General features: G+C 49.4%; 18 protein-coding genes and 1 pseudogene. 16 read left to right on the top strand and 3 right to left on the bottom strand.

The features are described 5' to 3' along the window. Positions 1-126 precede the first annotated feature (126 nt). Complete coding sequence (locus tag DYA43_RS09245) at positions 127-840, top strand: hypothetical protein (protein ID WP_052193091.1); 714 nt, start codon at positions 127-129, stop codon at positions 838-840. 37 nt (positions 841-877) lie between these two features. Here the strand turns inward: DYA43_RS09245 and DYA43_RS09240 are convergent, their stop codons facing one another. Then, entirely contained in the window at positions 878-2,245 is a 1,368-nt protein-coding gene (locus DYA43_RS09240) for an L-serine ammonia-lyase (protein ID WP_020327839.1), read from the bottom strand. Between the two features lie 408 nt (positions 2,246-2,653). Between DYA43_RS09240 and DYA43_RS09235 the strand changes: the two genes are divergently transcribed. The 8 genes from DYA43_RS09235 to DYA43_RS09200 all read left to right on the top strand — a co-directional run bounded on the left by DYA43_RS09235 (position 2,654) and on the right by DYA43_RS09200 (position 12,657). Then, complete coding sequence (locus tag DYA43_RS09235; RefSeq protein WP_061056683.1) at positions 2,654-4,123, top strand: protein adenylyltransferase SelO; 1,470 nt, start codon at positions 2,654-2,656, stop codon at positions 4,121-4,123. Between the two features lie 115 nt (positions 4,124-4,238). Continuing rightward, complete coding sequence (locus tag DYA43_RS09230) at positions 4,239-4,964, top strand: response regulator (RefSeq protein WP_020327837.1); 726 nt, start codon at positions 4,239-4,241, stop codon at positions 4,962-4,964. 1 nt (position 4,965) lies between these two features. After that, entirely contained in the window at positions 4,966-6,420 is a 1,455-nt protein-coding gene (locus DYA43_RS09225) for an ATP-binding protein (protein ID WP_020327836.1), read from the top strand. A gap of 76 nt (positions 6,421-6,496) precedes the next feature. Continuing rightward, entirely contained in the window at positions 6,497-7,744 is a 1,248-nt protein-coding gene (locus tag DYA43_RS09220) for an ABC transporter substrate-binding protein (RefSeq protein ID WP_061056682.1), read from the top strand. Between the two features lie 365 nt (positions 7,745-8,109). Next, positions 8,110-9,300, top strand: a complete 1,191-nt coding sequence (locus DYA43_RS09215; RefSeq protein ID WP_061056681.1) for a S8 family serine peptidase — start codon at positions 8,110-8,112, stop codon at positions 9,298-9,300. A gap of 239 nt (positions 9,301-9,539) precedes the next feature. Continuing rightward, positions 9,540-10,541, top strand: a complete 1,002-nt coding sequence (locus DYA43_RS09210) for a TRAP transporter substrate-binding protein (protein ID WP_032081811.1) — start codon at positions 9,540-9,542, stop codon at positions 10,539-10,541. Between the two features lie 76 nt (positions 10,542-10,617). Then, positions 10,618-11,292: a TRAP transporter small permease gene (locus DYA43_RS09205; RefSeq protein WP_020327832.1), complete on the top strand. Its 675-nt coding sequence runs from the start codon at positions 10,618-10,620 to the stop codon at positions 11,290-11,292. 3 nt (positions 11,293-11,295) lie between these two features. Then, complete coding sequence (locus tag DYA43_RS09200; RefSeq protein ID WP_020429982.1) at positions 11,296-12,657, top strand: TRAP transporter large permease; 1,362 nt, start codon at positions 11,296-11,298, stop codon at positions 12,655-12,657. 284 nt (positions 12,658-12,941) lie between these two features. On the opposite strand, the gene DYA43_RS09195 is transcribed toward DYA43_RS09200, so the two are convergent. Both DYA43_RS09195 and DYA43_RS09190 read right to left on the bottom strand, forming a co-directional pair. Further along, positions 12,942-14,276, bottom strand: coding sequence for a sigma-54-dependent transcriptional regulator (locus tag DYA43_RS09195; RefSeq protein WP_061056680.1), 1,335 nt, complete (start codon positions 14,274-14,276; stop codon positions 12,942-12,944). A 1-nt stretch (position 14,277) separates the two neighbouring features. Further along, positions 14,278-16,086: a sensor histidine kinase gene (locus DYA43_RS09190; protein WP_061056679.1), complete on the bottom strand. Its 1,809-nt coding sequence runs from the start codon at positions 16,084-16,086 to the stop codon at positions 14,278-14,280. Between the two features lie 79 nt (positions 16,087-16,165). Between DYA43_RS09190 and DYA43_RS23245 the strand changes: the two are divergent. The 7 genes and pseudogenes from DYA43_RS23245 to ppiD form a co-directional block, all read left to right on the top strand. Then, positions 16,166-16,300: pseudogene (locus DYA43_RS23245) on the top strand (TolB protein); the annotation flags it as partial. Between the two features lie 308 nt (positions 16,301-16,608). Further along, positions 16,609-17,913, top strand: a complete 1,305-nt coding sequence (tig, locus tag DYA43_RS09180; protein ID WP_020429988.1) for a trigger factor — start codon at positions 16,609-16,611, stop codon at positions 17,911-17,913. 107 nt (positions 17,914-18,020) lie between these two features. Then, positions 18,021-18,647: an ATP-dependent Clp endopeptidase proteolytic subunit ClpP gene (gene clpP, locus DYA43_RS09175; protein WP_020327827.1), complete on the top strand. Its 627-nt coding sequence runs from the start codon at positions 18,021-18,023 to the stop codon at positions 18,645-18,647. 82 nt (positions 18,648-18,729) lie between these two features. Next, a complete protein-coding gene (gene clpX / locus DYA43_RS09170; RefSeq protein ID WP_020429992.1) occupies positions 18,730-20,010 on the top strand; it encodes an ATP-dependent protease ATP-binding subunit ClpX in 1,281 nt (426 codons plus the stop codon). A 120-nt stretch (positions 20,011-20,130) separates the two neighbouring features. Further along, positions 20,131-22,482: an endopeptidase La gene (gene lon, locus DYA43_RS09165; RefSeq protein ID WP_020327825.1), complete on the top strand. Its 2,352-nt coding sequence runs from the start codon at positions 20,131-20,133 to the stop codon at positions 22,480-22,482. A gap of 194 nt (positions 22,483-22,676) precedes the next feature. Next, positions 22,677-22,949, top strand: coding sequence for a non-specific DNA-binding protein Hbs (gene hbs, locus DYA43_RS09160; protein ID WP_004726502.1), 273 nt, complete (start codon positions 22,677-22,679; stop codon positions 22,947-22,949). A 155-nt stretch (positions 22,950-23,104) separates the two neighbouring features. Continuing rightward, positions 23,105-24,964 carry a peptidylprolyl isomerase gene (gene ppiD / locus DYA43_RS09155; RefSeq protein ID WP_061056678.1) on the top strand — a complete coding sequence of 620 codons (1,860 nt, stop codon included), beginning with the start codon at positions 23,105-23,107 and terminating at the stop codon, positions 24,962-24,964. Positions 24,965-24,976: the final 12 nt, after the last annotated feature.

The following is a 24,976-nucleotide window of genomic DNA, read 5'->3' as shown; positions in this document are numbered from 1 at the left end:
TCACGCAGTTATCGCTGCGAATGTACGCAATTTGAGTCATATTGTAAGGGAGCAATGCGTTGAGCTAGGACAATGAAAAAATACCCCTTACCCATTTTGTACACTTTAGTCAGTTCGGCACGGTTAATGAGAGATAAATGGCGAGCCTTTTTGGCGCTCTCCTGGCCTTATCTGGCTGTCACCGTCGCGACTCAAGTGTTGCAATCCCATTCTGATGAAACGGATTCAGTACCCCTGTTGTTTTTATACTGCCTGATGGTGATGGTCGCCATGGCGTGGGCGACGGTACGTTTGCATCGGGAAATTCTGTTGAATCGGCAAAGTTCTCCGGCTGATTCGCCGCCTTCTGGTTTACGTGAAATGCGTATTCTTGGTTATTGGCTGATGATGTTTATTGCCATCATGGTGGTGGTGTTTGGGTGGGTCGTGCTAAGCAGCGCAATTGGCCTGATACATGAGAGAAGTGGCTTGTGGATTCAGATTTTGGTCGGTGCGGTGGGCACATTGCCGATGATTTGGCTGGTCTCTCGCTGGGGGTTGGTGATTCCGGCCACCGCGATTGATGATGAACCGCGAGGTCTGCGTTTCGCCTGGCGTTTGTCTCAGGAACACAAAGGCGCGCTCTTTATTCTGACAGGCATTATCCCGATGAGCTCAGGTCTACTGATCAGCAGCCTGCCAGCTGATGGCAATTGGGCGATTGCGTTGGGGTTCGGCCTCTTTTCCTACCTGGCCTGGGCGTACGAAATTTGTATTTTATCGCTGAGTTATCAGTGGATTGTTCAACGGCAGACAATCGATAAGATGCTGCAACAGTCTCATCTTAAATTGGCGGCCTGACGGCTTGCACCGTCAGGCTCATGAGAAGAATTGAGCGTTATTCGCACGGTGGAGCCAGATGAATCAGCGCAAGACCACCTAATGAAGTTTCGCGATACTTCTTGTTCATGTCTTTACCTGTCTGATACATAGTATCAATCACTTTATCCAATGAGATCAGACACTTGCTGGTGCGTTTTAATGCCATGCGCGATGCGTTAATCGCTTTCATTGCGCCCATCGCATTGCGTTCTATGCAAGGCACCTGCACTAAACCGCCAATCGGGTCACAGGTCATGCCTAGCGAGTGTTCCATGGCAATTTCAGCTGCAATACACATTTGCTCATTGCTGCCACCACGCAGCGATGTCAGCCCTGCGGCGGCCATCGATGATGACACCCCGATTTCACCCTGACATCCCACCTCGGCTCCGGATATGGACGCATTGGTTTTGTACAGAATGCCAATCGCGCCAGCGACAGCGAGAAAATCTTTGAGCTGTTTGGTGTCGAGTGGACGAATGAAGCGATGATAGTACATCAACACTGCGGGAATGACGCCTGCAGCGCCATTTGTCGGCGATGTGACGACTTGGCCTCCCGCCGCATTTTCTTCACTGACTGCGAAGGCGAACAGGTTAATCCAGTCCATGATCTCCATCGGATCATTTTCTATCGCCGCGTTGGCTTCGAGTTTTTTGAGCAGCGCTGGCGCGCGGCGGGTTACGTTGAGGCCGCCTTCCAAAATCCCTTCAGTATCAAACCCGCGTTGCATGCACAGCGACATCACTTTCCAGATCTGCTCGGTTTTTTGATCGATGGTGTCGATGTCGCGAAATGCCAGTTCGTTGCGCAGGACTAAACCGCCGAGGCTTAAGCCATTACGTTCGGCCTTTTTCAGCAGTTCTTCGGCGGAGTTGAACGGGAATTCGACTTTAATGGACGATTCCGCGGTGCCATGCTCGAGCTCTTTTGCGGTGGCGATAAATCCGCCGCCAATCGAGTAATACGTTTCAAAAGCGACGATTAAGCCTTTAGCATCGAAAGCAGAAAGGGTCATGCCGTTCTCGTGCAGTGGCAGATTTTCACTGTGGAATAACAGGTCGCTGGAGTAATGAAACGGGATTTCGTTGCGGCCACCTAACAGCAGCACCCCCTCGTCAATCGCGCGCTGCATCGCCTGTGTCGCGCTGGTCATTTTGATGGTGTCGGGCTGATTTCCCAGCAAACCGAGCACTACCGCGCGGTCGGTGTGGTGTCCTTTTCCCGTCAGCGATAACGATCCGAACAGATCGATTTGGATACGCGCCACTTGATTGATATCCGGGATAACGGAGAGGAATTGAAAGCCCGCAATCATTGGTCCGTTGGTATGGGAACTTGACGGGCCAACGCCAATTTTAAAAATATCGAAAATCGACAACATAGGGTCACCTGCATTTGGATTCAGTCACAAAACAGCTTAGTGCTTTCTTAAAGCGTAGACGCTAACCATCGGCTGTGATGCCTTTTGTCATGCGGAATGTAACAAAAAATTAATATTTTTGGCTATTGAGAGTTTCCTTAAATTTCATCATATTGTCATTACGTTGTCATATTCAGAGGGGAGAGCCAAATGCACGTAGAAATGATTCAACCGAGTTTGTTGGGAGTGATAGGCAGAACGCTTGTGTTCTCCCTGGTTGCTTTAGTCGGCGTATTCTGCCTAGTGTAATGGAGAAAGCCCCAGCTTGAAGCTGGGGTTTTTCTTATCGTTGTCGTTCAGGCTAAAACCTAGTATTTGACTCAGGTATTTGCTAACTTGCAGGCAAATAGTCGAATGAGAGATGGTTTTATGTCGGTTTGGGACAGCGTCACTTTATCCACCCGCTTCAGCGCATTGCCCGCGGCCTTTTATACCCCGGTGCAACCGCAACCGCTGAGCAACGTTCGCTGGGTGGCGTGGAATCGCGATCTGGCTGAGCAGTTTGGCTTGCCGCAAACGCCGAATGAAGAGCTGCTGTTAAGCTTGTCCGGTCAGCATCCTCTGGCTGCCTTTTCGCCGTTAGCCATGAAGTACGCCGGACACCAATTTGGTGTCTACAATCCGGATCTCGGTGATGGCCGTGGTTTACTGCTGGCCGAAATGGTGACGCAGCAAGGTGAAGTTTTTGACATTCATCTTAAAGGCGCAGGCCTGACACCTTATTCTCGTATGGGCGATGGCCGGGCTGTACTGCGCTCGTCGATCCGCGAATATTTGTGCAGCGAAGCGATGGCGGGTTTAGGTATCGCGACGACCCGGGCACTGGCTCTGATGAGCAGTGACACACCTGTGTACCGAGAAAAGCAGGAACGTGGCGCGTTGTTGGTGCGTGTTGCGCAGAGCCATGTCCGTTTTGGTCACTTCGAACATTTCTTTTATACCGAACAGCATGAAGAACTCAAACTGTTGGCAGATAAAGTCATCGAGTGGTATTTCCCGCATTGCGTGAATGAAGATCAACCCTATGCCGCTATGTTCGGTCATATCGTCGATCGCACCGCTCAGATGATTGCCCACTGGCAGTCGGTTGGTTTCGCCCATGGCGTAATGAATACCGATAACATGTCGATCCTCGGTCAGACTTTCGATTATGGTCCATACGGCTTTTTAGATGACTATGAGCCGGGATACATCTGCAATCATTCCGATTACCAAGGACGCTATGCGTTTGACCAACAGCCACGTATTGCGCTGTGGAACCTATCGGCGCTGGCACATGCGTTGTCGCCGCTTATCGCCAGAGAGCAACTTGAAGCATCTCTCAATGCGTATGAAACCCAACTCAACGGCTATTTCAGCACATTCATGCGTGACAAACTTGGTCTTGTCAGCCGTCAGAAGGAAGATGGTGAGCTGTTCAATGATCTGTTCGAATTGCTCGAAGCGAATCGTGTGGATTACACCCGTTTTATGCGTCAGATGTCTCATCTCGATACGCAATCCGCGCAAAGTGTGGCGGATCTGTTTCTTGACCGCGACGCCGCGCTGGCCTGGCTTGACCGCTACTTGCTGCGTTGTGATCAGGAGTTGGATGAGCAAGGGCTGACGCTGAGTGCTGAAGCACGCTGCGCTAAAATGCGTCAGATCAATCCCAAGTACATTTTACGTAATTACCTGGCCCAAATTGCGATTGATAAGGCCGAAGAGGGTGATTACAGCGAAGTGTTGCGTCTGGCAGAGTTGCTCAAACATCCGTTCGATGAACAACCGGATTCAGAAGATTACGCCAAACTGCCGCCAGAATGGGGTAAAAAGCTCGAAATCAGCTGTTCGTCGTGAGGCGAAGGAAATGTGATCCCGGTCTAGGATGAGGTCAAACTTTACATAAATATCAATAATCAAGTGAGAGCTTGATGGATACACTATCCAAAATCGTGGTTTCAATAGGTGGGGAATGGGAAACACGCACATTTTAGTCGTTGATGATGACAAGGAAATCTGTGAGTTGTTGGATGAGTATCTGACTAAATCCGGATTCAGTGTATCAACGGTTTCCGATGGACGGGCTCTGGCGCAATACCTTGATCAGCAAGGTTATCCGGATCTTGTGCTGTTGGATGTGATGTTACCGGGCGATGATGGCTTCACGCTGTGCCAGAAGATTCGGCGTGATTCCAATGTACCGATCATCATGCTGACCGCTGTGTCGGATGAAACGGATCAAATCATTGGTTTGGAAATTGGTGCTGATGATTACATCGCTAAACCGTTTAGCCCACGCCAGTTGATGGCGCGCATTAAAGCACTGCTGCGCCGAGTACAGGTGAGCGAAGAGAAGCCTGAAGAACAAACGCCGACACACATTGTCTTTGGTGATTGGCGTCTGAATACGTTGACTCACCGCATCGCGCATTTGGAACGGGAAGAGGAGCATGAGTTGTCGGGCAGTGACTATGTGCTGCTGATGTTGTTTCTCAATCGCCCTAATGATGTGCTGGATCGTGACACCATTTCCTTTGCAACGCGCGGGCGTGAAGCCTTACCGTTTGAACGTGGTATTGATGTGCAGCTGAGCCGCCTGCGCCAACGACTTGGCGAAAGTGCGCAGTACCCGAACTACATCAAAACCATGCGCGGCAACGGCTATATTTTATCGGTTCCGGTTCAGTTCGAGTATTAACATGCCCATTCAGCGCGTATGGAAACGCATTAAGCCCACTTCGCTGGTGGCCCGAACTTTGTTGTTGACGCTGCTGGCGGTGATGTTGGCTCAGGGCGTTGCAACCTCGATTTGGTACAGCCAGTCCAAAGCCAATGAACTTGAAGGGATCCGCTCCGCCTCCGCCAGTATGGCGGGGATGTTTGCCTCAACGGTAACCTTTTTTCAGTCTCTGCCCGTTAAGTATCGTCATATCGTGCTCGACCAGATCCGTAATATGGGCGGCACGCGCTTTTTTGTTTCGTTTAACAAAGAGCAGCTCATTGTCGAACCGATTGAAGAGACCAGTCTGAAAGTCGCTTCGGTTGATGCGGTGCAGGAAGTGCTGCATCAAAAACTGACTAATGTCGGCAATATTCTGGTGGATTTCACCCGCCCGGAGAAGTTGCGCTTGCTGAAAAACGATATTTTTCTCAGCGATCTGCCGAAATCCTGGGCCTACCATACCCTGACGCTGGAACCACTTAATCCACCAGTGCTGGTGGTGCAAATAGAACTCGGTGAGCATGAGTGGATTTACGTCGCCGCGCTGCTACCCGCGCCCTATGTCAAACTTGATGACAATATTCTTGGTCGTGAGCAGATTTTGTTCCTGTTCTTCTCAACGACTATTTTGTTGCTGCTGACTTATCTGCTGATGCGACGTCAGGTTCGACCGTTGAAGAATCTGGCCCGCGCGGCGAATGACCTCAGCATGGATATTGCCCAGCGCCCGCTGCGCGAAGAAGGCGCGAGCGAACTGGTGACTGCAACCCGTGCTTTTAACCGTATGCAGCAGCGCATTCGCCGCTACGTGTCGGATCGCGAGCATCTCTTCGCTGCTATTTCGCACGATCTGAAAACGCCGATCACGCGTCTGCGATTGCGGGCTGAGCTGTTGGAAAGTGACGTCAAACGCGAGAAATTTAACCGCGATCTCGACGAGCTGGAAATGATGGTCAAAGGCGCGCTGCAATGTGTACGTGACACTGAGCTGCATGAAAATAACGACTATATCGATCTCAATGAGCTGATTCAGAATATCGCGGAAGGGTATAACTTCGAACGTGAAACTGTGCATTTTACCCCGGTGAACATTGAACCTTTGGTGGCGAAGCCGCTGGCGATGAAACGGGTACTGACCAATCTGATTGGTAATGGCGTCAAATATGGTGATGAAGTTACCGTCAGCATCAATGAGACCGCCGAGTGGGTGGTGATCACCATTCATGATCAGGGCCCCGGCATTCCGGAGAACAAACTGGAAGCGGTGTTTGAACCGTATTTCCGCTTGTCGGATGACGGCGAAGGGCATGGCCTTGGACTGGGTATCTGCCGCAATATTCTTCACGGCCACGGTGGCGATCTGATCATCAGCAATTCACTGCAAGGTGGTTTGATTGTCCAAGTCTTTATTCCACCGACCATCGAAGTGTGACGAATCACTTCGAAATGGGCTGTATCAAGCGTTCCTAACGTCAGCCTTGAATCATAAAACCGAGTTGGACCTAACCATGAAGCTATCAAAAACCTTACTCGCGGCCAGTTTACTGTTTTCTGCCTCGCTGGCTTATGGCGGCGAAGTGGAAGTTCTGCACTGGTGGACTTCCGGTGGCGAGGCGAAGTCCAACGCAGTACTCAAAGAGATGCTGGAAAAGCAAGGCCATACCTGGAAGGATTTTGCTGTCGCAGGGGGCGGGGGAGAAAGCGCAATGACGGTGCTCAAAACCCGGGCTGTTTCCGGCAATCCTCCGTCCGCTGCCCAGATAAAAGGGCATGATATTCAGGAGTGGGCGAGCTTGGGCTTTCTGACCAACCTGAATGATGTAGCTGAAGCCGGAGACTGGGATAACATCATCCCGCCGATGATCACCAATGTGATGAAATACAACCATGAATATGTGGCTGTGCCGGTGAACGTCCACCGGGTGAACTGGATTTGGGCAAACCCTGATGTGTTCAAAAAGTCTGGTGCGGATATCCCGAAAAATCTCGTCGAGTTCTTTGCTGCGGCAGAGAAAATTCAAGCCGCTGGGTTTATTCCGCTCGCCTATGGTGGTCAGCCTTGGCAGGACGTCACGGTATTTGAAACCTTGGCGCTGGATATTCTGGGTGCGCAGGATTACGTCAAAGCATTTGTTGATCTGGATATGGCGACATTGTCGGGTGACAAGATGGTTCAAGTGTTCACCCGATTTAAACAACTGCACCGCTATATCGATGCGGCGGCGCCGGGGCGGGATTGGAACGTCGCTACTTCAATGGTGATTAATGGCCAAGCGGCGATGCAGATTATGGGTGACTGGGCAAAAGGTGAGTTCTCTGCGGCGGGAAAACAACCTGGCAAGGATTATCTCTGCCTGCCAGCACTCGGTACTGCCGGAGAGTTTATTTATAACGTCGACAGCTTTGTGTTTTTCGAACTGAGCGACAAAGAGAACATTGAAGCGCAGAAAGCGCTGGCAAAAACCATTCTGGATCCGGATTTTCAGGAGGTGTTTAACCTGAACAAAGGTTCGATTCCGGTTCGAACCGACATGGATATGTCAAAGTTTGACCAATGTGCGATAGATTCAATGCGCGAGTTTAAGTCTTCGGCGAGGACGGGGGCATTGGTGCCGAGCATGGCACACGGTATGGCAACCACAAGTTATGCTCAGGCAGCGATGTTTGACGTAGTCAGTAACTTCTTTAACGATAGCGATGCCGATCCGCATGAAGCAGCGCAGAAATTGGCAAAGGCAGTCAAAGCCGCCATGTAGTCTTGGTAAAAGTTGATGTATAAACGCGTGTCCTGCACAAAGAGGTTTCCATCTTAGCGAGAGGACAATTGTGGCTACTGGCACGTGATTTTTGGGCTAAAATTGTTGGTTGTTAACACATCATGGTGAACCCTTGATCTTTTTTGTCGATAGGGTTTACCACGATGGTTCCGGATTAAGTGCACTCTCCGCCAATACTCAGGTACTCGGGGGAGGCTTGGGTGAATAGCACGGGGGTGCGACTGAGTCAGCGATTGGCTCAGAAGGAGGGTGCACTTACCTTTTTCAAAGTCCGTCACTAAATAACCAATCTATCAATAGCATCTATAATTAAGCCACCTAACCAATAAAAAGTGAACTTAGTTATGCGCTCAACCACACTTTCTCTCACTCTTGTCGCAACTCTCGTCTCACCACTGACCTGGTCTGTGATCAATCAGGGGATTGATTTGTCCGACCGTTACATCGTGGTTCTGAAGAATGATGTCTCACCCTCAAAAGCTGAAGAAGTTTTAGCCGCGATTGAGAACCAGAGAGGCGCAGTGCTGTTTCGCTACCAGAATGCGATTCAGGGTTTTGCGGTGCATATGCCGCTGACCGCATTACAGGGACTGCAACATCGCTTTCCGGATATTGATTACATTGAACCGGATATGCTGGTTCAGGCGATGCCCAGAGGTGGAAAACCAAGCAACGGCGGCGATACCGGATCGTCAACTGAGCCTCCTCAGGTAACCCCTTGGGGTGTAACTTTCGTGGGAGGGCCAAGAACGCCTAACTCAGGCACCAAAGCATGGATTATCGACACGGGTATTGATGCCAGCCATCCCGACTTAAATGTGGATGCCAGTCTGGGCATAAACTACGCGCGCGGCAAACCCAACCAAACATCCGATGGGAACGGACATGGCACCCATGTGGCGGGAACGATCGGTGCGATCAACAACCAAATTGATGTGGTCGGCATCGCCGCTGGCGTGACAGTCGTGCCAGTGCGAGTGCTGGATAACAGCGGCAGTGGCAGCATGTCGGGGGTGATTGCTGGTGTGGATTTTGTCGGCCAGCAGTGGACGGACGATAATGCGCATGCTGGAGACTGTGTCAACATGAGCTTGGGTGGTTCAGGCACTTCTCAAGCGCTGGACAGCGCGATAAATGATGTAGCTAGTAAAGGCATTATTTTCTCGATTGCGGCGGGGAACAGTGGGACGGATATCTCCAACTACACGCCCGCGCAGGTGCAAAGAACTAATGTTTATACCATCGCAGCCATTGATAGCAGTTCCATTCCGCCATACTGGTCAAACTACAACACATCGGTAAGTTCATACACGGTCGGTGGCGTAACGATTCCGACTTACGTTGAATACGCCATGCCAGGGGTTAATATTGTGTCCACTCAGCTTGGGGGCGGAGTCACCAGCAAAAGCGGGACGTCGATGGCGGCTCCCCATTTCTGTGGCATGGTGTTGGCAGGGTTTGCACCAGATGAAGCCAACCAACTGATTGCGATTGGTGATAAAGAGTACGGCATATCAGGCGAGCAACAACAATAACTCAACTGATTCGAAAACGGGTGGAAACTGACCCAAACGCCATTTTCTCATGGGTCAATTTCCACCCATTTTTAAGGGTATGAATTGAAAGTCTTGTACTCATTTGCATGCTCAATAGCTGTAACTCTTTGTAAAATATAAACTGTTAACAGTTTGTAGCAAGTTGGCTTACTAATTGCTCCTACAGTTCATCCAGTACCCAGCGACGGGACTGATGAATCCAACCAAGGAGAATTATAATGTTAAAGCCTCTTACCCTGTTAACTGCCTCTATTCTTGCTGTCACTAGCTTCAATGCTGCTGCGAACAGTTGTGATCCGGGTGAAATCGTGATCAAGTTCAGCCACGTGACCAACACAGACAAACACCCGAAAGGGATTGCTGCCTCACTGCTGGAAAAGCGCGTTAACGAAGAGATGAACGGCAAAGCCTGTATGCAGGTGTTCCCTAACTCAACGCTGTACGATGATGACAAAGTACTGGAAGCATTGCTGAATGGCGACGTTCAACTGGCTGCTCCGTCTCTGTCTAAGTTTGAAAAATTCACCAAAAAGTTCCGCCTTTTCGACCTTCCGTTCCTTTTTGATGATGTTGATGCTGTAGACCGTTTCCAGAACTCTGATGCGGGTGAGAAGCTGAAAAATGCGATGAACCGTCGTGGCGTGAAAGGTCTGGAATTCTGGCACAACGGTATGAAGCAGATTTCGGCCAACAAGCCAATTCTGGTGCCTGCAGACGCGAAAGGTCTGAAGTTCCGTGTTCAGGCGTCGGATGTGCTGGTTGCTCAGTTCGAACAGTTGGGTGCCAACCCACAGAAAATGTCGTTTGCCGAAGTGTATGGCGGCCTGCAGACCAAAGTTATCGATGGACAGGAAAACACTTGGTCGAACATCTACGGTCAGAAGTTCTTTGAAGTACAGGACGGCATTACTGAAACCAACCACGGTATCCTGGATTACCTGGTGGTTACATCAACCAAGTGGTGGGACGGCCTGCCAGCAGACGTGCGTGACCAGCTGGCGACGATTCTGAAGGAAGTCACCGAAACTCGTAACGCGGAATCCAACAAAGTGGAAGAGCAGAACAAGCAATACGTCATCGAAGCGGGTGGTGTGGTGCGTGAACTGACTCCTGAGCAGCGCCAGCTTTGGGTTGATGCTCTGAAACCAGTGTGGAAGAAATTCGAGAAAGACATCGGTTCAGACTTGATCGAAGCCGCTCTAGCTTCGAACAACAAGTAATAGAAGTGGGCCTCATTGTATCGGGCAATGAGGCCATTTCTCACCATAATTAAAGCCTTATAGAGCGATGTATCACATGGAACAGTCATTCTTTTCTAAAGTCGGCAACTGGACCGATAAGGTCGAAGAGACGTTAATCGCCTTCTTCCTCGGTGCTATGACGTTGTTAACTTTCGTCAACGTTATTATGCGTTATCTATTCAACGACAATATTCTTTGGGCCCTTGAGCTTACCGTTTTCATGTTCGCATGGATGGTGCTGGTGGGCGCGTCCTACGGCGTGAAAAAGCACTTCCACATCGGTGTCGATGTGATGATTAACCTCGCGCCAGAGGGCGGACGCAAGTTGCTGGCACTGTTTGCGGTGGGGTGTTGTCTTGCTTTCTCTATTCTGCTGCTGATTGGCTCCTGGAATTACTGGTATCCGTTTGTTAGCGAGCGTGCCTGGTACGAAACGGACGATATTCCGATGCCGGACATGCTGCAGTTTTTAGCCGATTGGTTTAACGAGGGTGAAGCTTACGAAAAAATGCCGCGCTTCATTCCTTATATGGCGCTGCCGTTGGGTATGGCGCTGCTGACTTTCCGTTTTCTGCAAGTGGGTTATCAGGTGCTGACGGGCGAACTGGACCGCATCATTGCGGGTCACGAAGCAGAAGAAGATCTTGAAGCGCTGAAAGAAGAGCTGAAAGGTGCGGGTGAAGCCATGATGGCAACGCCTGAATCGCGAGACAACGGTAAGGAGAAGTAAACCATGGCGATTTTGCTGTTATTTTTGATGGTGGTTGGCTTCATGCTTGCGGGCGTGCCGATCGCGGTTTCACTGGGTCTGTCCAGTATTCTGTTTCTGATGTGGCACTCTGAAGCTTCACTGGCTTCGGTGGCACAAACCCTGTTTAACGCCTTTGAAGGGCACTACACACTGCTGGCCATCCCTTTCTTCATTCTTGCATCCAGCTTTATGTCTACCGGTGGTGTGGCAAAACGTATTATCCGCTTTGCGATTGCTATGGTGGGTTGGTTCCGTGGTGGTTTGGCGGTCGCTTCAGTCGTCGCATGTATGATGTTCGCGGCACTGTCGGGTTCTTCACCGGCCACTGTGGTGGCGATCGGTAGTATTGTTATCGCGGGTATGGTGAAAAATGGCTACACCAAAGAATTCGCCGCAGGCGTGATTTGTAACGCGGGTACGCTGGGTATTCTGATTCCGCCCTCGATCGTGATGGTGGTGTACTCGGCGGCAACCAACGTGTCGGTTGGCCGTATGTTCCTCGGCGGCGTGATTCCGGGCCTGCTGGCTGGTCTGATGCTGATCATCGCGATTTACATTACTGCCCGTGTGAAAAATCTGCCTAAGCAGCCGTTTGTTGGCTGGAAAGAAGCGATGGCGGCCGCGAAAGATGCGAGCTGGGGTTTGCTGCTGGTGGTCATCATTCTGGGGGGGATTTACGGTGGTATCTTTACGCCAACCGAAGCGGCGGCGGTCGCGGCGGTGTACTCATTCCTGATCGCCAACTTTATCTACCGCGACATGGGACCATTTGCCGACAAGACCAACACCAAACCAGCGATCGTTAAAGTGTTTGAGTCGCTCATTCACAAAGATACCAAAGCCACGTTGTTTGATGCCGGTAAGCTGACCATCATGCTGCTGTTCATCATCGCCAACGCGCTGATTCTGAAACACGTACTGACTGAAGAACGCGTACCGCAGATGATCACGGAGTCGATGCTGTCGGCAGGCTTAGGCCCGATTACCTTCCTGATCGTGGTGAACGTGTTGCTGCTGATTGGTGGCCAGTTTATGGAGCCATCAGGTCTGCTGATCATCGTGGCGCCGTTGGTCTTCCCAATCGCAATCGCTCTGGGCATCGACCCGATTCACCTTGGCATCATGATGGTGGTGAACATGGAGATCGGCATGATAACTCCGCCGGTCGGGCTCAACTTGTTTGTGACCGCCGGGGTGGCGAAGATGTCGATGATGAACGTGGTCAAGGCGGCTCTGCCATGGGTTGGCGTTATGTTCCTGTTCCTCATCATCGTGACGTACGTGCCATGGGTATCAACCTGGTTACCGACTATGCTGATGGGGCCGGAAATCATTACCAAATAACAGCATGTTGCTGTGATTTAAGAAAAGTCAGACTACCTCTCTCACAGGCTTGCTCGGGTTTCTACGTGAATCCGCCAAGCCTGTTCTTCGTTCATAGAAGCGCCATTTGATTTGTTTTACCCGCCGATCGACGCTGACGCGTTGTTCTTCACAATACACGCCGTCGATCAGTATTGTTTCTGTTACACAGGGTAAGCGAAGTTTCCTGCTCATTTCCTACATCCTTGTTGCACAGAGACCCATCAAGTTTATACGAGCAAGCAAGGGAAAAAGGGCAGGTATGCTCAGGCTTTGTACATCTCTTTATCAATGCGGTATTTCTGCATTTTGTCGTACAGCGTTTTGCGCGGGATCGCCAACACTTCCATGGTGTGTTTGATACTGCCATTGCACTCGACCAAGGCTTTTTCGATGGCGACTTTTTCAAATTCAGCCACCTGATCTGCCAGGCTGAGCGAAGCGGCGGCAGGGGCGTCATCCAGCTGAGCGAGTTTGCCCAGCAGCACAAAACGCTCTGCGACATTGCGCAGTTCTCGCACATTTCCCGGCCAGTCATGATTCATCAGCGTCTGTAAATCCTGGCTGGCGAGCGATGTGGCGGCTTTGCCATAGCGTGCCGCGGCCACAAGGAGAAAATGATGGAATAGAGTTGGAATGTCCTCTTTACGTTCACGCAGTGGTGGTAAATCGAGCGTGACGATGTTGAGACGATAGTAGAGATCCTGACGAAAAGTGCCTTCCATCGCCGCTTGTCTCAGATCGACTTTGGTGGCGGCAATCACACGAATATTGAGAGGAATCAGTTCGTTCGAACCGACCCGTTCAATGACGCGCTCTTGCAGCACACGCAGTAAACGGATTTGTGCTTGCATTGGCATCGATTCGATTTCATCAAGGAACAGTGTGCCGCCCTGTGCATGTTCAAACTTACCGATGCGTTTGGCATCGGCACCGGTAAATGCACCTTTCTCATGACCATAAAGTTCACTTTCAATCAGGTTTTCCGGTACCGCGCCGCAGTTCACGGCGACAAAATTCTGCTCACGGCGCGAGCTCTGTTCATGCAGAGAGCGGGCGATCAATTCCTTACCCGTGCCTGTTTCGCCAAACAGCAGAATGTCAGCATCGGTATCGGCGATATGGGCGATGGTGTCACGCAACTCCTGAATGCTGGCGGTTTCACCAATGATGCGGGGGCCGAGTGTCTGACTGGCTTTCAGACTGCGTTTGAGCTGCTGGTTTTCCAGCATCAACTTGCGTTTTTCCATCGCTCGGCTGACGGTTTCCATCAAACGCTCCGGGGCAAAGGGCTTTTCGATGAAGTCATACGCACCATCGTGCATCGCCTGTACGGCCATCGAAATATCGCCGTGCCCCGTAATGAGGATGACAGGCACATCCGTATCCTGATGACGAATGGTGGACAGCAGATTCTGGCCGCTCAACCCGGGCAGACAGATGTCAGTCACCACGACCAAAGGCAAACCATCCTGCTTTATCGCTAATAAGGCGTCTTCTGCGCTGGCAAAAAAGCGTGCGCTGATCTCAGCCAGTTCGAAGCTTTGTTCAATGGCGATGCGAATATCGGACTCATCATCGATAAAAAAAACGTCGCACATACTACTTTCCTTGCATTATTTCTGTTGCCGGCGCGGTCAATGGAGGCAAATGAATGGTAAAGCGCGCGCCGCCGAGTGGCGAAACCGACGCAGTCAGGTCGCCATTCATACTTTGTATAATTTGTTGGGAAATGGACAAGCCCAATCCCAGACCATTTTGTTTGGTGGTGAAAAACGGTTCGAACAGATGCGCCATTTTATCCTGACCAATGCCCGGGCCATTATCGTCGACATGAATCAATGTGCCATCGCTATCACTGAGTAATGTCATGGCCACTTTGCGCGACTCTTGGCCATCAAGCGCCTGCATCGCGTTGGTCAGCAGGTTGATCAGTACCTGTTCCAACTGAATCGGGTTGACGCTGGCCCACACAGGTTCCTGCGGCGTCTGAATGTTGAGCTCGATATAGTGCGACTTAAACTGTGGTTGCATCAGTTCTTTGGCATACACCACAATCGGATAGATCTGAACGTCCGCTTTCTCATCGCTGCTACTTTTGCGCGCAAAAGACTTAAGCTGCTCACTGATTTTGGCCATACGTTCAGTCAGGGCTGAGATGCGGGCAAGGTTCTCGTCTGTACGTTCTGATTTGCCATTGGCAAGAAAACGTCGGCCGTTATCAGCAAAACTGCGAATTGCGGCCAACGGGTTATTCAGTTCATGGCTGATACTGGCGGACATCTGACCAAGTACCGCCAGTTTGGCCGCCTGAATCAACTCATTTTGTGTTTGGCGCAATGCCTGTTCAGTGCGAATTCGCTCGTCAATTTCGGCGTGCAGTTTGGCGGTGCGTTCCATCACCAGAAATTCCAGCTTTTGTTTGGCTTCCACTTGCAACTGTTCGATCTGGCGCTGACGAACCTGGCGATGATGGGCGAGCAGTATCGCCAGATAAACGATGGCAAATACCATGGTGAGGATCATGACAAAGCCGAATACATCCCAAAATACGTTCATCTTCGGAGAGAGTACCCGAATAGTCAGATCGGGCATACTGAGTTGGCGACTGGACACAATAAAGTCGCCCTTAATCCAGCCCATTCGATGATTGAACCACTCGGTTTCCTGCGCGGAAAAATCGCCAGTGAGTCCGAGCGAGGCGATAGGTTTGTCGAGGTATTGCAAACTGCTGCGAATTTGATCCCGGGTGGTATCACTCAGATTACCGACGCTTTTAAATAGCCATGAGGGTTGGCTGGACATAAACACCACCTGATTGGTGTCGGTGGCGACAAAATAACTGCTCTGGCTTTGCCAGTTCTCCTCGATAGCGGACAGATCCATTTTGACGACCACGACCCCGAGAATTTCTGCCGCGTAAACTACTGGGTAGGCGTAATAATAGCCGCGCTGACCGGAAGTCGAACCGAGGGCAAAGTACTGGCTGTCAGCCCCCGCGATTGACTGATAGAAGTAGGGGCGCCAAGCAAAGTTACGACCGATAAAGGAGCGGTCTAAGTTCCAGTTACTGGCGGCGAGCGTATTACCGTATTGATCGAGCAGATAGGTGTCCGCGGCCTGAATCACATCGTTCACTTGTTCCAGATAGCGGTTCGTTACTTCGATTTGCGCCGTGTTGGCCGGATGCAGCAGAGCGTCAACCAATTCCTTATCTTTAGAAAGCAGGCGCGGGATGTGGGCGTATTTGTCCAGCTTCGCGGTAATCAGGCTGGAGAACTTATCCAACTGAGATTGATGATCGAGCAACAAACTCTGATATTGATAACGCCAAACCAGATGCGCCGACATGGCCGTGACGACGACAAAGACAATAAAAAACAGTACGCTAAGCCTGCGAATCGACCACATCCTGATCTCTCAACTCATCCAAATCCCTGACACCGCTTCATGATACTGGGAGTTCCGCTTGCCGTGCTTAAAAAGATGACAAAATGAGAGTGCAAAACAAGAGCAAGATCTCTTTTTGAGCTTTTGAGGAAAAAAAAGCCTCGATTCCCTTGAAAAAGCCTATATTGTCCCCATTTCAGAGCCATCGACACTTTGTGTTTGGTGGATTTTTTAGCACTTGGTTGAGTTTTTAGGACATTGACCTTTCCTTGGCGGGGGATTAGCTCGACAGCGAATCCTCAGGTCGGTAGAATGTTGCGTCTAAATTTTTGTCCTGAGACTAATCAGAGATACCTTTCTTCGGCCAAAATCGTCAAAGATATCACTCATTAGTCCGATATTCAGGCCGACTGAGCTTTTGAATATCGATGCTCAATATTTACAGTTAAGTGCTCTTTTGAGTGCAACACAAGGATGCAGCCGAAACCAGGTTTTGGCTCATGACGCTCAGGAACTCTGAGCCAGTTTTGAGGTTTATAAACAATGCAAGTTACTGTTGAAACGCTAGAAGGCCTAGAGCGCCGTCTGAATATTACTGTTCCAGCTGCAAACATCGAAGATGCAGTGTCAGCTGAACTACGCAACATCGCGAAAAACCGTCGTTTCGATGGTTTCCGCAAAGGCAAAGTGCCAATGAAGATGGTTGCTAAGATGTACGGCAAAGCAGTACGTCAAGATGTTCTTGGTGAAGTTATGCAACGTCACTTCATCGAAGCTATCGTAAAAGAAAAGATCAACCCAGCTGGCGCACCAACGTTCGCACCAGTAGAAGTGAAAGAAGGCGCAGATCTAGTCTTTACAGCAACTTTCGAAGTTTACCCAGAAGTTGAACTGAAAGGTCTGGAAAACATCACCGTTGAAAAGCCAGCTGCAGAAATCACTGAAGCAGACGTAGCTGAGATGCTGGAAACTCTGCGTAAGCAACAAGCAACTTGGAAAGAAGTTGATGAAGCTGCAGAAGAAGGCAAACGCGTATCTATCGACTTCGTTGGTTCTATCGACGGTGTTGAGTTCGAAGGCGGTAAAGCTGAGAACTTCCCTCTGGAAATGGGCGCAGGCCGCATGATCCCAGGTTTTGAAGACGGTATCGTGGGTAAAACCAAAGGTATGGAATTCGAAATCGAAGTGACTTTCCCAGAAGATTACCACGCTGAAAACCTGAAAGGTAAAGCGGCGAAATTCGCAATCAAAGTAAACAAAGTAGAAGCTCGTGAACTGCCAGAACTGAACGACGAATTCGTTGCTAAATTCGGTGTTGCTGAAGGCGGCGTAGACGCACTGAAAGCAGAAGTTCGTAAGAACATGGATCGCGAACTAAAGCAAGCAATCAAAGCGCGTATCAAAGAGCAAGCGATTGAAGGTCTGGTAAAAGAGAACGACATTGACGTTCCTTCTGCACTGATCGACCAAGAGATCAACGTTCTGCGTCAGCAAGCGGCACAACGTTTCGGCGGTAACATGGAAGCGGCTAGCCAGCTGCCACGTGAACTGTTCGAAGAGCAAGCAAAACGCCGTGTAGTTGTTGGCCTTCTGCTGGGTGAAGTGATCAAAGCTGAAGAACTGAAAGCGGATGAAGAGAAAGTTAAAGCGCTGATCGAAGAGATGGCGACTGCTTACGAAGATCCAACTGAAGTGATTGCTTACTACGAGCAAAACGAGCAAATGATGAACAATATGCGTAACGTTGCTCTTGAAGAGCAAGCGATCGACGCGATCATTGCTAAAGCGCAAGTAACTGAGAAAGCCATTAGCTTCAACGAGCTAATGAACCCACAAGTTGCTGCTTAATAAGCAAGTTGTAACGTAGAAAGGTTGACGACACGTCGCCTATTCTGCTAACAATGGTCCGTGTGATTACCCATCATCCGGGCCATTTATTTTAGGGACATAAGACTATGAGCTACCAAGAAAAAAATGCAATGTCGCCAATCATTGACGCGCTAGTACCCATGGTGGTGGAACAAACTTCTCGTGGTGAGCGTTCTTACGACATCTATTCTCGCTTGTTAAAAGACCGCGTGATTTTTTTAACGGGGCAAGTAGAAGATCACATGGCAAACCTTGTCGTGGCTCAGCTGCTTTTCTTAGAATCTGAAAACCCTGATAAAGATATTTTCCTGTACATCAACTCTCCGGGTGGCAGTGTGACTGCGGGTATGTCGATTTACGATACCATGCAGTTCATCAAACCAAACGTGAGCACACTGTGTATCGGACAAGCTTGTTCAATGGGCGCATTTCTGCTGGCTGGTGGTGCACCAGGTAAGCGTTATGTTCTGCCTAACTCACGTGTCATGATTCACCAGCCTCTGGGCGGTTTCCAAGGCCAGGCATCAGACATTCAGATCCATGCTCAGGAAATCCTGACCATCAAAAACAAGCTGAATCGCTTGTTGGCAGACCACACAGGTCAGCCTCTTGATGTGATCGAACGTGATACCGACCGAGACAATTTTATGTCGGCACAACAAGCAGTAGACTATGGTCTGGTGGACGGACTTTTGACCCATCGCGGCGAGTAATCGAGCGGGAATTGTTTAACGCAATTTGGTTCAAATTGTTATACACTCAAACCATAACGAGTAAAGGCTAAGAGGTTAGCGAATGACAGACAAAAGCAAAGAGGGTGGTAGTAGTAAACTGCTGTACTGCTCTTTCTGTGGCAAAAGCCAGCACGAAGTTCGCAAGCTAATCGCAGGTCCATCTGTTTACATTTGCGACGAATGCGTCGACTTATGTAACGACATTATCCGTGAAGAAATCAAAGATGTTTTACCGAAGAAAGAGTCTTCGGCACTGCCGACGCCACGTCAGATTCGTGAGCATCTTGATGACTATGTGATTGGCCAAGAACACGCGAAAAAAGTGCTCGCGGTTGCAGTATATAACCACTACAAGCGTTTACGTAACGGTGATACAACGAGTGAAGGTGTGGAACTGGGTAAGAGTAATATTCTTCTTATCGGTCCGACGGGTAGTGGTAAAACACTGCTGGCGGAAACACTGGCTCGTTTCCTTGACGTACCGTTCACAATGGCGGACGCGACTACACTAACTGAAGCTGGTTATGTGGGTGAAGATGTAGAAAACATCATCCAGAAACTGCTACAGAAGTGTGACTATGACGTCGCAAAAGCTGAACGTGGTATTGTCTACATCGATGAAATCGATAAGATTTCCCGTAAAGCTGAAAACCCGTCGATCACGCGTGACGTGTCAGGCGAAGGGGTTCAGCAAGCGCTTTTGAAACTGGTTGAAGGCACAGTGGCTTCTGTACCACCGCAAGGTGGCCGTAAGCACCCTCAACAAGAGTTTCTACAGGTAGATACTTCTAAGATCCTCTTTATCTGTGGCGGTGCATTCGCTGGCTTGGATAAAGTGATTGAACAACGTGTCGCAACTGGTACTGGTATCGGTTTCGGCGCAGAAGTCCGTTCAAAAGACGAAAGCAAATCACTGAGTGAACTGTTTACTCAAGTAGAACCAGAAGATTTGGTGAAATACGGTTTGATCCCGGAATTCATCGGTCGTCTGCCTGTGACAGCAACACTGACAGAACTCGACGAAGAAGCTCTGATTCAGATTCTGTGCGAACCTAAGAATGCATTGACCAAGCAGTATGCGGCTCTGTTTGAGCTGGAAAATGTAGATCTCGAGTTCCGTGAAGATGCACTTCGCGCTATCGCTGCACGTGCTATGAAGCGCAAAACAGGGGCTCGTGGCCTACGTTCGATTCTTGAGAACGTATTGCTTGAGACCATGTACGAACTGCCTTCAATGACTGAAGTAGAGAAAGTTGTGATTGACGAATCCGTGATTAACGGTGAGTCAGAACCACTGCTGATTTACACCGGAAGTGAAAGTCAGGCCGCTGGCGCTGAGTAAAACAGAATGTTAAAACATATAAGGAGGTATTTAATACCTCCTTTTTTTTATTCTGTCATTGAATCCAGTTAGTTAGCCCCCATATACTGCGATATATAGAAAAGCGGAAGAGAGATAAATATGAACTTGGAACGTTCCGAGCGTATCGAGATCCCTGTACTACCTCTGCGCGATGTGGTGGTGTATCCACATATGGTAATTCCTCTGTTTGTTGGTCGTGAAAAGTCGATTCAATGCCTAGAAGCAGCGATGGACAACAACAAACAGGTTCTTCTGGTCGCGCAAAAACAGCCGGAAACCGACGAACCGAAAATCACCGATCTATTTGATGTCGGTACAGTTGCAACCATCCTCCAGCTACTGAAACTGCCAGATGGCACTGTGAAAGTGCTTGTCGAAGGTCAGCAGCGCGCAAAAATCAACCAATTCCATGAAGGCGAGTTTTTCTCAGCAGAAGCTGAGTACCTGCTTACGCCTGAACTTGATGAAAAAGAGCAAGAAGTGATTGTTCGCAGCGCGATCAATCAGTTCGAAGGCTTCATCAAACTGAACAAGAAAATTCCACCGGAAGTGCTGACGTCTCTGAACGGCATCGATGAGGCGGCGCGCCTTGCCGATACCATCGCAGCACACATGCCTTTGAAACTCATCGACAAGCAAAAAGTGCTGGAAATTTTGGACGTCTCTGAGCGTTTGGAATTCTTGATGGGCCAGATGGAATCTGAAATCGATCTGTTGCAAGTTGAGAAGCGCATTCGCAACCGTGTGAAAAAGCAGATGGAGAAATCTCAGCGCGAGTACTATCTGAATGAGCAAATGAAGGCGATTCAGAAAGAGCTGGGTGAGATGGATGATGCGCCGGATGAGTTCGAAGCGCTGAAACAGAAAATCGAAGAATCGAAGATGCCGAAAGAGGCTCGCGAGAAAACTGAGCAGGAACTGCAAAAGCTGAAGATGATGTCTCCGATGTCAGCAGAAGCAACGGTTGTGCGCAGCTATATCGATTGGATGGTCAGCGTGCCTTGGAACAAACGTTCCAAAGTGAAAAAAGATCTCTCGAAAGCAGAAGAGATCCTCAATGCCGATCATTACGGCCTAGAGCGCGTGAAAGAACGTATTCTTGAATATCTCGCAGTACAAAGTCGCATCAATAAGCTGAAAGGCCCGATCCTGTGCTTGGTTGGCCCTCCAGGTGTAGGTAAAACCTCGCTGGGCCGCTCAATTGCGGCGGCAACGGGTCGTAAATACGTACGTATGGCGCTGGGCGGTGTACGTGATGAAGCGGAAATCCGCGGTCACCGTCGTACGTACATTGGCTCGCTGCCAGGTAAACTGATTCAGAAAATGGCGAAAGTTGGAGTGAAAAACCCACTGTTCCTGTTGGATGAAATCGACAAGATGTCGTCTGATATGCGTGGCGATCCAGCTTCTGCACTGCTGGAAGTGCTTGACCCAGAGCAGAACAACTCGTTTAACGACCACTACCTGGAAGTGGACTACGATTTGTCGGATGTCATGTTTGTTGCTACCTCAAACTCAATGAACATTCCAGGCCCATTGCTAGACCGTATGGAAGTGATTCGTTTGTCGGGTTACACCGAAGATGAGAAACTGAACATCGCGAAACGTCACTTGGTGAATAAACAGATCGAACGCAATGGCCTGAAACCAAGCGAGATCGTGATCGAGGATTCAGCCATCATTGGCATTATTCGTTACTACACGCGCGAAGCGGGTGTGCGTAGCCTGGAGCGTGAAATCTCTAAGATCTGCCGCAAAGCCGTGAAGAAAATTCTGCTGAACGGTGGCACGAAAACGGTCACTGTGAATCAGGAAAACTTGAAAGAGTTTCTGGGCGTGCAACGTTTTGATTTTGGTAAGGCGGATGAATTCAACCGAATCGGTCAAGTTACTGGTCTTGCTTGGACCGAAGTGGGCGGTGATTTGCTGACCATCGAAACACAGTCTATGCCAGGTAAAGGTAAGCTGACTCAAACAGGTTCACTGGGCGATGTCATGCAGGAATCGATTCAGGCGGCCATGACTGTGGTACGCTCTCGGGCCGAGAAACTGGGAATTAACCCGGATTTCTACGAGAAACGTGATATCCACGTGCACGTACCTGAAGGGGCTACACCAAAAGATGGGCCAAGTGCGGGTACGGCAATGTGTACAGCGTTGGTTTCTTGTCTGACGGGTAACCCGGTTAAAGCAGAAGTGGCGATGACGGGCGAAATCACACTACGTGGTGAAGTTCTGCCTATCGGTGGCCTGAAAGAGAAATTGCTGGCTGCACATCGTGGTGGTATCAAAACCGTACTGATTCCAAAGGACAACGAACGTGATCTGGAAGAGATTCCACAGAATGTGATTGCAGATCTGAAAGTTATTCCAGTTCGCTGGATTGACGAAGTACTGAAGGTTGCACTTGAAAATGACCCGACTGGTGTCGAGTTTGACGCTAAAAAATAGTGATGTGCAGCAAAAATAAGTAAAAGTTTACGCTGATAGGTCGAAAAAGGCTTGTCAGCGTTTTTTTTGGGCGCTAACGTTACTCACTAGGCCTTCAGCCCAGTTGTAACAAGGCTTTAGACCAGTTTTTAACATTAATGGAACGAAATAGGCACCGAACAAAATAATAATTGGTGACCGAAGGGGAATTCACAGTGAATAAGACACAATTAGTAGAACAAATCGCAGCTAACGCTGATATCTCTAAAGCTTCAGCTGGTCGTGCACTAGATGCATTCATTGAAGCAGTGAGCGACACGCTTCAATCTGGTGATCAGGTGGCTCTAGTTGGCTTTGGTACATTTGCAGTACGTACTCGCGCAGCTCGCACAGGCCGTAACCCTAAGACTGGTGAAGAAATCCAAATCGCAGAAGCAAAAGTTCCTGCGTTCAAAGCAGGCAAAGCTCTTAAAGACGCTTGTAACTAATCAGAATTATCCTTTTGCCCCTTTCAGGCAAAATTAATTCGAACCTTTTGAAATTATGCGCATCATACTGATGCGCATTTCTTTTTCTGATACTATTGCGCTATTCAAAATTTTGGCTGAAGTGTGTCACTTCAAACCCGGAGAGCAGTAAAATTATGATGGATCGATTACGCGAGGGCGTGAACAGCATCGCGGTAAAAATTATCCTAGGACTAATCATCCTTTCTTTTATCTTCGCAGGGGTAGGTAACTACCTGATCAGCGGCAGTAATAATGCAGCAGCCAAAGTCGGCGGAACTGAAATCGGCCGTGGTGAATTTGAACAAGCGTACCAGAACGAACGTAACCGCATGCAAGCGCAGCTAGGCGATTACTTTGCTAACTTGCTTGCAGATCCTGAGTACGTGGCGTCTTTCCGTAAATCGGTGCTGGATCGTATGATCAACGACCTGTTACTGGAACAGCACGCACAATCACTGGGCCTGCGTGTGAGTGATGATCAGATTCGTCAAATGATTCTGGACATGCCTCAGTTCCAAAGCGAAGGCAAGTTTGATCAGGAAATTTACCAGTCTGCACTGCGTCGAGCTGGTTTCTCACCAGACTCGTTTGCAGAGTATATGCGCCGTGATTTGGTGCGTAACCAATTGATGAGCGCGCTACAAGGCAGCGAATTCACTCTGAAAGGCGAAGTTGAAGCTCAGGGCGAACTGATTTCTCAAACTCGTGATATTCGTACCATCACGCTGTCACCAGCAGAATTTGCTAAGAATGTTGAGCTGAGCGATGACGAAATCGAGCAGTACTACAAACAAAACCCAGAGCGTTATACCCGTCCAGAGCAGGTAAAACTTTCGTACATCGAATTGTCGGCAGAGCAGCTGAAAAGCGCGGTCACTATCAGTGATGATCAGGCACAGCAATACTACCAAGATCATCTGGACAAGTACTCTTCTGCTGAACAGCGCAAAGTCAGCCATATTCTGATTCAGGGTGATGATGAAAAAGCGGCGCAGGAAATTCTTGATGAACTAAAAGCGGGCGCGGATTTCGCAACGCTGGCAAAAGAAAAATCGCAGGATATCGGTAGTGCTGAAGAAGGCGGTTCGCTGGGCTGGATCGAACATGACACCATGGATCCCGCGTTCGAAAGTGCTGCATTTGCCTTGAAACAAGCAGGTGATATTAGTGGTCTGGTGAAGTCAGATTTTGGCTACCACATCATCAAATTGGACGAAGTGAAAGCGCCAATCGCGAAGCCATATGCTGATGTCGCGGCAGATATCAAAGCAGAGCTGAAAGATCAGCAAGCCGTAGATAAATTCTACGAGTTGCAAACAGAACTAGAAAAAGTAGCGTTTGAATCTCCAGATTCTCTGGACGAGGCTGCGAAAGCGATTTCAGCAACAGTACAGAAAACGGATTTTGTCTCTGAGCAGCAACTTCCGGCAACGCTGAACAATGCAGATGTTCTCAAAGCGATCCAGACTCCAGAAGTGAAAGACGATGGTTTGAACTCTGAAGCCATTGAAGTTGCCCCAGAGCATGTGGTGGTGGTACGAGTGGAGGAGTCTCGTCCGGAAATGGTTCTGCCACTGACAGAAGTAAAAGATCAAGTGGTTGCTCAACTGTCGAAAGTGAAAGGCGAACAGCAAGCTCTGGAGCTGGCAAGCAAACTTGTCGATGGTTTGAAACAAGGTGATAAATCTCTGTTGCAACAACATAATCTGGCGTTTGGCGATTTGAACATGATTGATCGCAGTTCTCCTCTAGCAGGAACCGTGTACGCGATGCCTAAACCCGCTGAAGGTGCAGTAACTTACGCACAAGCGAAAGACTTCGATGGCAACATCATTGTCGTGGAGCTGGATAAGGTGGAAGCAAAAGTGAATACTGAATACCACGACCAAATTGGTGCGCAATTAGCACGTATTGGTGTTCAGCAAGATCTTGCCGGAGTTTTGAGCGTGCTGCGTCAGAACACCGACATTAAGTACTATGCTGTGAGCCAGTAGTTGAGTTTCTTG

Source organism: Vibrio fluvialis, from assembly GCF_900460245.1.
In the GTDB taxonomy this organism is placed as follows: domain Bacteria; phylum Pseudomonadota; class Gammaproteobacteria; order Enterobacterales; family Vibrionaceae; genus Vibrio; species Vibrio fluvialis.
This window is presented reverse-complemented; position numbering and strand designations above follow the sequence as displayed.

Excerpts from the sequence above, each read along its gene's own strand:
- DYA43_RS09200 (WP_020429982.1), top strand. The coding sequence starts at position 11,296 with ATGGCGATTTTGCTGTTATTTTTGATGGTGGTTGGCTTCATGCTTGCG.
- DYA43_RS09195 (WP_061056680.1), bottom strand. The coding sequence starts at position 14,276 with ATGTGCGACGTTTTTTTTATCGATGATGAGTCCGATATTCGCATCGCC.
- DYA43_RS09220 (WP_061056682.1), top strand. The coding sequence starts at position 6,497 with ATGAAGCTATCAAAAACCTTACTCGCGGCCAGTTTACTGTTTTCTGCC.
- clpP (WP_020327827.1), top strand. The coding sequence starts at position 18,021 with ATGAGCTACCAAGAAAAAAATGCAATGTCGCCAATCATTGACGCGCTA.
- DYA43_RS09230 (WP_020327837.1), top strand. The coding sequence starts at position 4,239 with ATGGGAAACACGCACATTTTAGTCGTTGATGATGACAAGGAAATCTGT.
- DYA43_RS09225 (WP_020327836.1), top strand. The coding sequence starts at position 4,966 with ATGCCCATTCAGCGCGTATGGAAACGCATTAAGCCCACTTCGCTGGTG.
- DYA43_RS09190 (WP_061056679.1), bottom strand. The coding sequence starts at position 16,086 with ATGTGGTCGATTCGCAGGCTTAGCGTACTGTTTTTTATTGTCTTTGTC.
- DYA43_RS09210 (WP_032081811.1), top strand. The coding sequence starts at position 9,540 with ATGTTAAAGCCTCTTACCCTGTTAACTGCCTCTATTCTTGCTGTCACT.
- DYA43_RS09205 (WP_020327832.1), top strand. The coding sequence starts at position 10,618 with ATGGAACAGTCATTCTTTTCTAAAGTCGGCAACTGGACCGATAAGGTC.
- DYA43_RS09240 (WP_020327839.1), bottom strand. The coding sequence starts at position 2,245 with ATGTTGTCGATTTTCGATATTTTTAAAATTGGCGTTGGCCCGTCAAGT.
- DYA43_RS09235 (WP_061056683.1), top strand. The coding sequence starts at position 2,654 with ATGTCGGTTTGGGACAGCGTCACTTTATCCACCCGCTTCAGCGCATTG.
- ppiD (WP_061056678.1), top strand. The coding sequence starts at position 23,105 with ATGATGGATCGATTACGCGAGGGCGTGAACAGCATCGCGGTAAAAATT.
- lon (WP_020327825.1), top strand. The coding sequence starts at position 20,131 with ATGAACTTGGAACGTTCCGAGCGTATCGAGATCCCTGTACTACCTCTG.
- DYA43_RS09215 (WP_061056681.1), top strand. The coding sequence starts at position 8,110 with ATGCGCTCAACCACACTTTCTCTCACTCTTGTCGCAACTCTCGTCTCA.
- DYA43_RS09245 (WP_052193091.1), top strand. The coding sequence starts at position 127 with ATGAGAGATAAATGGCGAGCCTTTTTGGCGCTCTCCTGGCCTTATCTG.
- tig (WP_020429988.1), top strand. The coding sequence starts at position 16,609 with ATGCAAGTTACTGTTGAAACGCTAGAAGGCCTAGAGCGCCGTCTGAAT.
- clpX (WP_020429992.1), top strand. The coding sequence starts at position 18,730 with ATGACAGACAAAAGCAAAGAGGGTGGTAGTAGTAAACTGCTGTACTGC.